General features: G+C 37.7%; 13 protein-coding genes and 1 riboswitch. Of the genes, 5 read left to right on the forward strand and 8 right to left on the reverse strand.

Annotation, left to right across the window (positions count from 1 at the left end; genetic code table 11):
• The first annotated feature begins 8 nt into the window (after positions 1 to 8).
• The 5 genes from H4J52_RS12185 to H4J52_RS12205 all read left to right on the forward strand — a co-directional run bounded on the left by H4J52_RS12185 (position 9) and on the right by H4J52_RS12205 (position 4,099).
• Positions 9 to 551 (forward strand): chemotaxis protein CheW, encoded by a 543-nt coding sequence (locus tag H4J52_RS12185; RefSeq protein ID WP_182177228.1) that lies wholly within the window; start codon positions 9 to 11, stop codon positions 549 to 551.
• Positions 551 to 1,369: a protein-glutamate O-methyltransferase CheR gene (locus H4J52_RS12190; RefSeq protein ID WP_182177229.1), complete on the forward strand. Its 819-nt coding sequence runs from the start codon at positions 551 to 553 to the stop codon at positions 1,367 to 1,369. The genes H4J52_RS12185 and H4J52_RS12190 overlap by 1 nt, the downstream gene beginning before the upstream one ends.
• On the forward strand, positions 1,363 to 1,944 hold the full coding sequence (locus tag H4J52_RS12195; RefSeq protein ID WP_220459972.1) for a hypothetical protein: 582 nt from the start codon (positions 1,363 to 1,365) through the stop codon (positions 1,942 to 1,944). The genes H4J52_RS12190 and H4J52_RS12195 overlap by 7 nt, the downstream gene beginning before the upstream one ends.
• Positions 1,937 to 2,992 (forward strand): chemotaxis response regulator protein-glutamate methylesterase, encoded by a 1,056-nt coding sequence (locus tag H4J52_RS12200; RefSeq protein WP_182177230.1) that lies wholly within the window; start codon positions 1,937 to 1,939, stop codon positions 2,990 to 2,992. Before H4J52_RS12195 ends, H4J52_RS12200 begins: the two co-directional genes overlap by 8 nt.
• An 870-nt stretch (positions 2,993 to 3,862) precedes the next feature.
• A complete protein-coding gene (locus H4J52_RS12205; protein WP_182177231.1) occupies positions 3,863 to 4,099 on the forward strand; it encodes a hypothetical protein in 237 nt (78 codons plus the stop codon).
• A 158-nt stretch (positions 4,100 to 4,257) separates the two neighbouring features.
• Here H4J52_RS12205 and H4J52_RS12210 read toward each other — a convergent pair whose 3' ends face one another.
• The 8 genes from H4J52_RS12210 to H4J52_RS12240 all read right to left on the reverse strand — a co-directional run bounded on the left by H4J52_RS12210 (position 4,258) and on the right by H4J52_RS12240 (position 12,764).
• Positions 4,258 to 4,530: a hypothetical protein gene (locus H4J52_RS12210; protein WP_182177232.1), complete on the reverse strand. Its 273-nt coding sequence runs from the start codon at positions 4,528 to 4,530 to the stop codon at positions 4,258 to 4,260.
• Positions 4,531 to 4,609: 79 nt separating this feature from the next.
• The gene (locus H4J52_RS12215) at positions 4,610 to 4,864 is read right to left on the reverse strand and encodes an HDOD domain-containing protein (protein WP_310649638.1); all 255 of its coding nucleotides are present in this window, start codon (positions 4,862 to 4,864) and stop codon (positions 4,610 to 4,612) included.
• A 352-nt stretch (positions 4,865 to 5,216) separates the two neighbouring features.
• On the reverse strand, positions 5,217 to 5,339 hold the full coding sequence (locus tag H4J52_RS20020) for a hypothetical protein (RefSeq protein ID WP_259366601.1): 123 nt from the start codon (positions 5,337 to 5,339) through the stop codon (positions 5,217 to 5,219).
• 375 nt (positions 5,340 to 5,714) lie between these two features.
• Positions 5,715 to 5,794, reverse strand: a riboswitch (cyclic di-GMP riboswitch).
• 245 nt (positions 5,795 to 6,039) lie between these two features.
• Positions 6,040 to 7,584, reverse strand: coding sequence for an EAL domain-containing protein (locus H4J52_RS12220; protein WP_182177234.1), 1,545 nt, complete (start codon positions 7,582 to 7,584; stop codon positions 6,040 to 6,042).
• Positions 7,585 to 7,895: 311 nt separating this feature from the next.
• Complete coding sequence (locus tag H4J52_RS12225; protein ID WP_182224792.1) at positions 7,896 to 10,181, reverse strand: xanthine dehydrogenase family protein molybdopterin-binding subunit; 2,286 nt, start codon at positions 10,179 to 10,181, stop codon at positions 7,896 to 7,898.
• A gap of 5 nt (positions 10,182 to 10,186) precedes the next feature.
• Positions 10,187 to 10,681: a (2Fe-2S)-binding protein gene (locus tag H4J52_RS12230; RefSeq protein WP_182177236.1), complete on the reverse strand. Its 495-nt coding sequence runs from the start codon at positions 10,679 to 10,681 to the stop codon at positions 10,187 to 10,189.
• 28 nt (positions 10,682 to 10,709) lie between these two features.
• Positions 10,710 to 11,738 (reverse strand): XdhC family protein, encoded by a 1,029-nt coding sequence (locus H4J52_RS12235; protein WP_182224794.1) that lies wholly within the window; start codon positions 11,736 to 11,738, stop codon positions 10,710 to 10,712.
• Positions 11,739 to 11,978: 240 nt separating this feature from the next.
• Positions 11,979 to 12,764, reverse strand: a complete 786-nt coding sequence (locus H4J52_RS12240; protein WP_182177238.1) for an oxidoreductase — start codon at positions 12,762 to 12,764, stop codon at positions 11,979 to 11,981.
• Positions 12,765 to 12,777: the final 13 nt, after the last annotated feature.

The raw sequence follows: 12,777 nt of genomic DNA on the forward strand, positions 1-12,777 counted from the left end.
GAGACATTATGACTTTATCAAAAATTGAAACGTTTAAAGAAAATGAGTTAACACTCAACAAAACTGAAGATGATGATCAATTTCTAACGTTCAAACTTAGTAATGAAATGTTTGCTATCGGTATTCTTAATATCAAAGAGATATTAGAATACGGCAACTTGACCACCGTGCCTATGATGCCAGCGTTCGTGCGCGGGGTTATCAACCTGCGCGGCGCCGTAGTACCCGTAATTGATTTAATTGCGCGCTTTAGCAGTAATCGGAGCGAGGTAACAAAGCGTACTTGTATCGTGATCATCGAAGTCACTACGGATGATGACTGCCATGTTATAGGGGTAATGGTAGATGCAGTCTCAGCTGTATTAGAAATTCCGGCTAATGAAATTGAACCCCCTCCTGCATTGGGCGCTAAAATACGCACGGATTTTATCCATGGTATGGGTAAGGTAGACGGTGACTTTGTGATTATATTAAATGTAGATAACGTTCTCTCAGTCGATGAATTAGGCATGCTAAATCAAAATACCGAATCACCGGCTTTGGAAAGATAATGACTGAACAAAGTATTGATCATATTGTCATGGATGATAGCGAATTTACGCTGTTTCAAAAAATGCTCTATGACATAGTAGGGATCAATATGACGGGGGCAAAAAAAGCTCTCGTCACTGGACGGCTTGCTAAGCGCCTAAGGCATTATGGCTTAGCAAGCTATGCAGATTACTTTCAACTCTTAAAAAAGGAGGATAATGGTGAACGGCAAATTGCGATTGATCTGTTAACCACTAATGAAACCTACTTTTTCAGAGAGTCGAAGCATTTTGATTTTTTGCGTGAGGTGATACTCCCGAAATGGAAAACAGGCGCACGACGTATATGGAGCGCAGCAAGTTCTAGTGGAGAAGAAGCATATACGTTATCTATGGTTCTGTCTGCACACTGCTTAGTCAATGAGTGGGCAATAGTGGGGACAGATATTTGTACTGAAGTGATTGACAAGGCTCGACTGGCACAATATCCCATTGAGCGAATAGACAACATCCCAAGTACTTATTTAAAAAAATATTGCCTTAAGGGTATTGGCAACCAAGATGGTACTTTTATTATTGCCAACGAACTACGTTCACGCGTAGGGTTTGTGCACGCTAACCTAAAATCTGACCTGACACGTTTGGGCAGTTTTGACGTAATATTTTTGCGTAATGTCTTGATCTATTTTGACATACCAACTAAAAAGCAAGTCGTTGATAATTTATGTAAACAATTAAAACCTGGCGGTTTTTTAATTGTTGGACATTCAGAGAGCCTTAATGGCATAACAAACGACTTAAGAGTAGTAGCGCCATCAGTATATGAAAAAATATGTTAAATAAGGACTTAATGCAGCACACGAGTTTATTACCGTTAATTTCCCCAACAAGGGATGAAAGCCCTGATGCGGGTGATAACACAGTAGAGGTCACGCTAGCACCGGGAGAATTTTATTTTGGTGATGCCAACACTACCATTTATACGTTATTAGGCTCTTGTATCGCCATAACGTTGTGGCATCCATTAAAGCTTATTGGTGGAATGTGTCACTACCTTTTACCCGTTCGTGGTGAAAACAAACAGCTCAGTTATGGACATTTTGCAGATGATGCTTTGGCACTTTTTATGGAACACCTAAAATCAACTGAAAGCTCTCCTGATGAGTATGAAGTAAAATTATTTGGTGGTGGCAATATGTTTGCCTGCTTACAACCCACAAATGTCGGCATAAATGTTGCTCAAAACAACATCGCTGCTGGCATAGACTTACTCGCTAATCATGGATTTAAAATAAAAACAACCGATGTTGGGGGCACTAATTATCGAAAGATTCATCTAGAACTTGATACGGGTGACGTATGGGTCAAACGTGGTCAAATATCGCTTGATAAAGGAGGGATGCAAGATGTCTAAGATAAACGTATTATTGGTCGATGATTCTGCAGTCGTACGTCAAGTTTTACAGGTCGTCTTGTCAAGTGATCCTAATATAAATGTTATAGGTGCTGCCTCGGACCCACTATTTGCGATGAATCGAATGGCAAAGCAGTGGCCAGACGTAATTGTGCTCGACGTTGAAATGCCACGTATGGATGGTATTTCATTTTTGAGAAAAATAATGACTGAACATCCAACGCCCGTGGTAATTTGCTCCTCTTTAACTGAACAAGGCGCTGAAACCACCATGCAGGCACTGGACGCTGGAGCCGTGTGTGTTGTCACTAAACCCCAGTCTGGTGTTAAAGCTTTTTTGGAAGAGTCCGCAAAAAATATTATTCAAGCCGTAAAATCGGCCGCACATGCTAATGTAAGTAATTTACGCACAGCCGCCATAAAGCCAAAGTTTAATGCCGATGTAATATCGAAGCGAACAGACCAAGCCATGAGTAAAACAACGGAACATGTTGTTGCTATAGGTACCTCAACAGGAGGTACACAGGCATTAGAGTTAGTACTGACAGCACTTCCTAGCACAGCACCAGGAATGGTAATAGTACAACATATGCCAGAAAAATTTACGGCACTCTTTGCACAAAGGCTTGATTCATTGTGTGATATTAATGTAAGAGAAGCAAAAAACAATGACCGTGTATTACCTGGATTAGCCCTCATTGCACCTGGTGGTAAACATATGTTACTAAAACGCAATGGTTCACAATACCATGTGCAAGTTATTGACGGGCCTCAGGTTAATCGTCATAAACCATCGGTTGATGTGTTATTTCGTTCTGTTGCTAAGTTTGCAGGGAAAAATGCTGTTGGTTTTATCATGACAGGCATGGGAGATGATGGCGCACGTGGATTAAAAGAAATGCAAGAGGTGGGTGCTGTGACTATTGCCCAAGATGAGCAATCTTGTGTGGTCTTTGGTATGCCTAAAGAGGCGATTGCTTTAGGCGCTGCAGATAAAGTCATACCGTTACAATTAATCCCTAAAGAAATAATGCGTTACACACATTAACGTCAAGATAAGATAAGTAAATGACAGGTGTTAAAGAGCATGTTGATAGAGTACACCGTGCTAACTTAATATTTACTTATAAAAACATGATGTTTATATAACGAGTTATTTTAACTTTCATTACTATTAATACACTATGGCGCATTAAAAATTAAGCACATGGAGTAGGTTGCTTTTAATTACAAAGAAATTTTATTCTGGGACTCATTCTCAAACCCTCGAATTTACGTAAATATAGGTAAATATAGGTAAGTACTAAACTTTATTTTGTTAAAAAATTATAACGTTTATTACAATCACTCTCACTCAATTTTGACAAGTTTTACTTAAAATATTAATTTACGAATCTCATCATATGTAGGTGCTAATTTTACATATATAACGAAGGGATAAGCCTAAATGAATTAGAAAGAAGGTTTGAGTTAAGCTAAAAAACTGAGGGGGAGTATTACTTGACCACTTAGCACCAAGTGAAGTAATGAAGTAATGAAGTAATGAAGTAATTATAACAACTTGATCTATGGTTAACAAAAGTGTCAAAATAATGTATATCTAACAGAGTAAAGAGCCAAAACTACAGGCGTTATAGATGTATATTTGAGCTGACGATAATAAAGTGTAAGGTTGTAAAGGGATTTAGATAATAATAAATAAACTAAACTTTTCAAATAGCATAGTCCTTCGTACATCTTCGTCTACCGTTATTTTTTACCAAATCACGGGGCGCGGTTTGAGCTATGACTAATATTAAAAATAGTGATACCAGTCGGTCTATTGGTCTAGGGGGGTAACATTACCAACAACTGGATCGCAGCACTAAAATATATTGATTTGGGAGACGGGCCTTCAACCGTCAAGGGTGATGCGCTTATGGCTGGTGAATACCACTACAGAGTCTCTCAGGTGGTGCCTATTTTAGTAGAGGGCGTAACAAGTGATGCCCATTATTATGTATTTCAGGGAGAGCCGTTTACTGCCGGTGTTTTATTGGGTGTGATCACTTGGAAAAATAATGTTACCAGCACCTGTCAAGAGCAACGTATTGTGTATGATAAAACGGGCGCTGACATTTATTGCGGTGTTGAAGCAGTGTATAAAATAAATTAATGATTAAAAATAATTATTTAAGGCCCATTATTGTATCTAAGCGGTGCCTTAGGAGGGAAGGATTATGGATGACCAAAACCAACCGTTTAACGGCAATAGTGACGGTTATTTCTATCTAAGAAGCGGCATAAAGTATCATAGACTTTATTCAAATCGGTTTACTCAAAATCTGTCACAGGTTCGTCATTATATTTACATGCCAACACCAATCCATTTTGATAGTAATCAGCTAATTCTTCATAATTAACATTAATACTTTCCGCATTTCTTTTAGTGTTATACCAACGGCCTTTTTCATAATAGCTAATCGTGCTAAGAATATATTTTAACGTAGAGGATTTTTCGCTTGTTAGTGCTGAGACTACCTCAGCAGGTAACGATAAGCTATTCACTATTTTATCAAGTAGTGCATCTAGCATTGCATCTAACAAAGAAAACAACCCAACCAGAAAAATCACCTCTGTATGTTCAGGTATCGTTTTCTCTGCGATTAATTCACAAAATCTTGCTCTAATAATAGCGAGTCGAGTTAATTATTTTGGCTTTTGTAGCTAACGACCCAGCAAATAAAAGTAGAATTAATTTCTTGGTTTGGGCTTCGCCTAAATATCTTAATGCGCTTTTTATCTCTTGGCTTATCGGTAAGATACCAGAATTAATAAATTTAAATAACTTAAAGGAAAGCCCTACATCTCGCTCAAAATAACTGGTGATACGTTTAATATTCAATGTTATTCTCAGGCATTCTTGAATCAAACTTAACAAAATGGGTTGGTGGCTATCTATTTATTACTTTCTGACATTTAAGGTCGACAAAAGTAATACCCTTGATAAAATTAAAACCTAATTTTTTTCTTGTAAAAATTATTCTTTAGGCTCGACTTTTTGGCCAGAATATTAAGATTTTTTCTCGCTTTTAGCTTCTTAATTAATGGAGATATTTTATCAAGTAGCGTAGCTTGAGTATCAACTTAATCAGTTTCATTAAATTGAAAAAACAATTCCATTCAGGCTTATAAACAAAGTCATCTCAGACTAAATGGTAACCTTGGTGATATAAATCTTTACATACTTGATAAACGTCATCAGAAGGGGAAAACGGTCTCAAGTATTTCTATCACGACTCCTTTGGCGGTAAAATTAAAGGTAACCCCTTTAAAATAGACTCTTCAGGGAAGTTAATTAAGGCGAGTTTATTATCAGTTATTAATCCTAACACTTGATTGAGATGAGTTTTCATAATTAATGTTGACGTTGCTTTATGGGGATTAATTGATGAAAAGGACTTTTCAGGTCCGCCTCGATATAGCTTGAGTATAAAAAATCGAAGATTTTAAACGTGTTGTTAATATGTCGAGCTGATCCAATTCTTCTTGTACATCAGCAAAACTTATATTTTTTTAACCAAAGCAAACGTATTTATAAATAAGTTTGCTTTCGTTAAAACGCTGATAATGAAGTAAATAAACCAAGTGTTTTAGTATAAAAAAATAGAAATCCATTTATGATTTACACGTAAATTTGAATAAACAAGAAAAGCGCATAAAAGAAAGTTAGAACGCGAGAGAAAGTCCCTCTGGGAAACGTATAGTAGAAAATAAATATACGTAATAACCTTGGTAGCCCCACTACCTAATCTGCAGTAGAATGCTAGCTTTGCGTCCTGCTCTCACGATCAGTTTGCTATTAATCTGTTATCTTTGCATTGAAGATGAAATTACAATAAATCACCAGGGAAAATAAAAGTATTAAATAACAATAGCTAACAATGAAAAAAGTTTCTACTTTTAAAAAATAGAAATTCATTACCCCAGTATTTACTGAGGCTTTATCAATGAGCATTGGAAAAAATTGTCTTTCTTCAAACTTTTATACATGAATGGTAAATGGGTCACAGTGAAATTTCACTATTTGTGTCAAATTAAGCTCATGCTCCTATGCTATTCAGTAAACTTGTAATCACTATTACTGAGTAAATAATATTTAAACTCTTTAAAGGGTAAAGCTTTTGCGTAATACCAACCTTGTCCAAGTTCAATATCCATTTTCAATAACTCATCAACTTGCAACCTATTTTCAATGCCTTCAGCAATAATAGTTGCTTCTAATTTTTCTGCTATCGAAACAATATTAGGGATTAATGTTGACCGAATAGAACCTGTTTCCACTTCATCAATAAATGACTTATCTACTTTTAATGTATCAATATCTAACAACTTTAACTGAGACAAATTAGAGTAACCTGTACCAAAGTCATCGATAGATATTTTTATATGGCTTTTTGAAAGTTTTTCTAATGTATCTCCTACCTTACTATAATGTAACTCTTCGTCTTCTGTTACCTCAAAGCAAATTTGCAAGTTAGGCGTTATATTTTTTAACAGCTCAACACCTTTAAGAATATTGCCATTATTAATATCTTTTGGAAAAACATTAATTGAGAGGTAAAATGGTTTATCAATCACTTTAATCTCTTTAAAATCATGTATTGCTTGTAAAATAAGATGTTCCGTCATAAGCCAAGACATGTCTAATTCACTCACGACAGAAATAAATTGATCAGGGTAAATGGGACCAATATGATCTTCAAATCGCGCAAGTAGCTCACACCCCATAACTCTCCCTGTTTTTAGTTCAATTATAGGCTGATAATGAGGTTTAATGCCTTTAAAAGATAAGCCTAATTTTATTCTTCTTTTCGTACTATAGATGTAACTGTAAATCGATTGATAAGCATGCAAAGTAGCAACGCCTGAGACTAAAGATATAAACATTAAAATTAATAAAACAGAACCAACTTGAAATTCTGAAAAGTTTTTCTGCTGAATAACCACACATATTATCCCTTTAGGGGCACATAATTCTAAAGAGTGTAATAACAGTCCCGTACTGAAATGAGGCTTACCCGTTTTTGCTTTTTGTTGATAAAGACCCTGTATTCCGAAAAGGTGTGTTATTTCATTACCCTTAACAGCTAATAACTCATACTCTTTAAATTTTCTGTGTTCATATAAAAGCCCTTTGAACGACGCGACTATATTGTACTTATCCTTACGTATAACAATACCTTGGAGTGTTCTATCAAAGGTAATCAATTTATGATTAAACCAAAACTTATGGCCGTCGATTATCAGATTAGGTGAGGTTTCTTTTATAGGTTTCGTTAAGAGGCCGATACCCGTTGTACAGGTTAATAAATCATTGCTAAGGAAACCAATATCTTTAATATCGTTCGATTCAAATTGATATTTTCGCATCGCCAATAAGTTTTCAGTGGAGCAGTTAGAAAAACCTTTGTTATTTAATGACGCTAAAACACTATATCCTTGCTCTGTGGTATGAACTAAATCGGCAAGTATATTCTCTCCCTGTTCAAAAAGCTGACTTTTTAAGATGTAGGAATATATGAAAAATATGATCATTAAACTAATAAGTACACCAAATAAAAATGCTAAATACTTTGTAATTGAACCCATTCGTTGCATTTAATCGACCTCAAAAAATTCCATAACATAATGATAATAAGGATTTAATATTTTATTTTATTTTATTTTTAGTTATAGATTACTTTTTATCAAAACGCGAGAGTTTAATATTATGCATGTAGCTACTCTGTAATCTCGCTGAGAAATAAACCCTTTATAGTGCAATAGTCTGCTGTGACTTGCTTAACCTTTATGACCTTTCATAAAAAAAGCCCTTAGTGCGTATTAGCGACACTAAGGGCTTTAATATATCAACGAATAAAGGTTAGTTTACTTATCGCCATTACTGTAAAGTAATAATGAACGATGGCTTAAGCACCTTTTAACGCTTCAGCGCTAATAGGAAGATCTCGCACTCTAACTCCTGTTATTTGAAAAATAGCATTGCCGATGGCAGGCGCTATCGCTATCACTCCAGGCTCACCCAAACCAACAGGAAACTCATCACTTTCTACAAATTCAATATCCAACTCAGGCATATCATTCATACGCAATGGTGAGTAAGTATGTAGATTAGTATTACTCACCTGACCATTTTCTATTGGGCTTTGCTCATGTAATGCTAAGCTCGTTCCCCAGAGCATAGAACCTTGTACTTGCGCTAATGCGCCATCGGGATGAACAATAACACCTGCATCAGCAACCATAGTGAGTTTTTTAACCGTTACTTTCCCTGAGCTTGGTTCAACATGTACCTGTGCCGCACAAGCCATCCAAGCTGGCATAGTTCTTTCTTGTCCTGCACTGATTGCAATACCAACACCTTCATTTTTTGCTAGTTTAACATTCTTTGTTTTTTGCTTAAGTATGTTCAACACATTCGCTAATCGCTTGGCACCACCTACACTTTCAGGCGCTTTACCTGCTTGTTTACCTAGACCATCGAGCATTGATAAACGAAAATCAATCGGATCAGCTTTCATTTGATGCGCAATTTCATCAATAAACGACTCCACTCCCCAGACAATCCAACCTTGACCCACTGATCTTAAAAATCCAGGTAAAATAGTTTGCTGTGCTAGATCATTATTAATCGCTCGTACACGATCATTTTCTATGCTGTACCAGTGATCAGCACCGCTTGTTGAAAAAGGGTCTACACGAATCTTTTTATCTAGACTTTCAGGCATAAACCCTGGCGCCATTGTTAAAGTTGGCCAGCCAGCAGCAAAGACATGCTCCATACCGGTCAGTTGATTCTCTTGGTCAAATGAAGCTCGAAATGAAGCAACAGAGGGTGATCTAGGTTGATCAAATCTAGAATCATCTTCTCGAGTAAAGACCATTTTCACTGGTTTACCAACCGCTTTAGAGGTCAGCACAGCAGGAATGGCATAATCGCCAAACAAACGTCGACCAAAGCCGCCCCCTAAATATTGCTGGTGCATAACGATTTTATCGTCAGCAACTTGTAGTGCTTTGGCGATCGCTGGCAAAGTTAACGATTGCCATTGATTACCTGTGTAAACGTGCCAGAGACCATCTTTCTCTTCCACTGTTGCATTAACTGGCTCTAAAGCAAAGTGTAACGCGGTATGCGTACGATAAGTCGCTTCGATAGTTTTAGCGGCTTTCGCTCTCGCTGCTGAAAAATCGCCCTCATTAACAAACAAGCCACCTTCACTCTCATCAGCAACTAAACGCTCACCTTCTTTGATAATATCTTCTTCACTGACTTTAGCGGTTTTACCCGCTTGATAACTGACCTTTAAAGCATCACCGGCTTTTATCGCGCCATAATATGTATCCGCTTGAACACTAACCCAACCCTGAATCAGGTCACTGGGGTCTTTTAAAATATGATAGCCAAGATAACCTTTTACCTTTTTGGCAGCACTATCATCAACATTTGTCACTTTACTACCGTATCGGGTAGGCGGAAGAATAGGCCGAGCATAGACCATACCAGCCAATTCAACATCAATACCATAAACGGCTGAGCCATTAGTCTTAGCAGGGATATCAAGCGCTAAACCAGGTTTTCCAACGAGCGTTCTTTTACTTGCTGGCTTAAGTGGTAATGCGTCAATTTCTTCTGGAGTAAAAGCACGGTTAAACGTACCTTTGGCAACGATATCACCAAAACTAATTGAACGGTCTTGGTAAACAACTGCTCCATTTTCAGCACGACATTGGTCAGCAGGGCAATTTAATATTTTGGCTGCGGCTTCTATTAATGCAATACGACCTGCGGCACCGGCTTGAGAAAGAGGTTTAAAGGTTTGAAATACAGACCACGACCCCCCTGTAACCATATACCCCCATTTAGGATCAGTATCTACATGAGTTATCGATACTTTCGACCAATCAGCACCTAATTCATCAGCAACAACGCGAGCAAGCGCAGTACCAATATGCTGTCCCATTTCAGCCTTAGCGATGTTTATATTAATTTCACCCATAGGATTAATTTCAAACCAGACGGTGGGTGAAAACAATTTACTTTGTAGTGTTTCTTGTGGGCTTAGCGTTAAACTCGCTGCGCTAGCCAGTGGCGCAAAAGCCATAACAAGTGAACTGCTAACGGTACCCACTAAAAAACGACGGCGAGATAAGCTGATATTATTTTTTGCATCTTTAATATTTTGCATTGTCATACACCCTATGATTGTTGTGTTGAAGAGGTGGGATCAAAATACTGCACATCAGCTGACATAACATCTGCAGCACTGCTAATCGCACTTTTAATACGAGCATATGCCATACAGCGACACAAATTACCGCTCATATGGTCAACTATTTCTTGTTCACTCGGCGATGGATTTTTTGCTAGCAATGTTGCTGCTTGCATGATTTGTCCCGATTGGCAGTAACCACATTGGGGGACCTGTTCATCAATCCATGTTTTTTGTAATGGATGATTGTTATTCAACCCCTCTATTGTGGTTATATTCTTATTCATCGCCGCTTGTAATGGAAAAGAACATGTTCTAACTGCAGCGCCGTCAATGTGTACAGTACAGGCCCCACACATGCCAATACCGCAACCAAATTTTGTTCCTTTAAAACCAAGTTCGTCACGAATAACCCATAACAACGGTGTGTCGCCCTCGGAAGTAGAGGAAACATCTTTCCCATTTAACTTGAATGCAATCATATTTGTCTCTCCAATAAGTGAGTTGAAATTAACAACTCATAAATTTATTAAGTACACCACTTATTGAAGTGGCTGTTTTTTTATTTAAGCTTGCTTGGCACTCACTAATAATCGATAAAGCGATACTCTCAGGACACTCATCACCTAAGTCAAGCCCCGCAGGACCAGACAACGTAACCGTTAACGCCTCTTCTTTAAGTTTTGCAACGTCCAACACCTGATTTTTTCGGTGGGTGGGGCCCAACAACGCCATATAACTGATTGTTTCTTGTTGTAATACCGATAAACATGCGGCATCTAAAGAAACACTATGGCTCATTAAAATGACCGCATCAACAAGCTTGTTACGCGCATACTCGCCGACTGATTCAACGCTCCCCTTAAGAATAGTATCTGCGGCTGTAAAGTAATTTTTTCTTGCATTGGCCGCTCTAGGGTCCCATAAACTTACTGTCCAACCTAAAGTAGATGCTATATCAACAACTGGCCGAGCATCAACACCGCCGCCAATAACCAATAAGTGTGGCACAGGTTTAATTGGAGTAGATAACCATTGCTGATTATTTTTTTCTACAAGTACGGGCTTAACTGATGGTGTCGTTTGTATTGTATCTGTTTGTTCGGTGAAATAAGCTTGCGTACTGCTTGCTGATATTTCTTGAAAATAAGTACCTGATTTACGTTTAGCTAATGCCTGATAAACAACTAATAATGAAAGGTAATCGTTTTGTTGATTAATTGCTTGCAGCAATATATAAACTTTACCACCACAACCAATACCTAACTGAAATGATAAATCATCTTCATCGCTGCCGTCATAAGTTAACAGACTGGGCTTATTACTGCTCATACACGCTTTAGCATGAATCAGTATGTCTCCTTCAATACAGCCACCACTTAACATACCAAATTGTTGACCTAGGCTGTTAAACAACATCATCGCACCGGTTTTTCTATAACTAGAGCCTTCTGTTTTGTATACAACTCCCAGAACCCATTCATAGTTGTCTTTATTTTCTTGCCACTTTTCCAACAAATGAAATAGCTGACTAGCCATACATTGACACCTTTCTACTGTGTATATTTACATTAATTGCTCTTTAGCATGGACTACAAAACAATTGTAGTACAAAATAAACCCAGTTCACTGTTTTAATTTGTGAACATTACCGCTAAAGAACCTCTGATAAACCAAGTATTACCAAACGGTTTATCTAAGGCTAAATCACTAAAAAAAATCATCTATTTAAATTTTAGATGATTGGTGTATTTAGCCCTGTTGTATAATTAAGTCTGCTTAAAGTTCAAACAAAACATCACTGCGAATTATATATTTAATACCTTCCGTAATTGGCACTGAACTGTGTATACAATGCAACGGGTGCATGCCATGAGGAAAGCACAATATACCACCAGCGGGGGTGCGAATATCAACGTTTTTAACTTTGTCGTTCCTCATTGCTGGTTTAGTTGCATCATCAGCATTCACTAAGAAACGTGTTTCTCCCCCTTGAAAATTTTCACTTAAGAAGATTAAACAAGTCATTTGACTATAAAGTTCAGGGTAAGCATTAGTAATCAACTGGTCGTTAATAACACGGCTTCCTGGCCAAGAGCCATCAGAATGAGGCTTGAAATAATCATCAGGGTTATATCGATAAAAGCGAAAACGCGCATTAATACCTAACGCTTTACTGCCAGCAAAAATAGCCTGTCGGTCATCCATAAAATGCGCCATACGCTGCCAAATAATACCATCTGTTTGCTCATCAACTATCCAAGTTAAACTGTCATTGTGGCGAACACTTCGTGGCAAAGAAACAGCCGCATCAGGCAAGAACGTTAACTGTTCACTAATACTGATCAGCGCTTCACATTCCTCTTTGCTCAATACATTCAATAACTGAAATGCACCAGGCACCTGCGCCAAATCATGTCGTTTAATATGACTGGTATCAAATTTATCATTCAATTTCGCTGGGTTTGATTGACGGTTACCCCATGCAGGTAAAGCAGGGTGTTCTGCGCCAGGCTCTAAAGCCGCGACAAAAAAATCAGCGACTGTGTCTATTTTTACATTCATATTTTACTCTATC

This window comes from Colwellia sp. MB02u-14 (assembly GCF_014076915.1).
In the GTDB taxonomy this organism is placed as follows: Bacteria; Pseudomonadota; Gammaproteobacteria; order Enterobacterales; family Alteromonadaceae; genus Colwellia_A.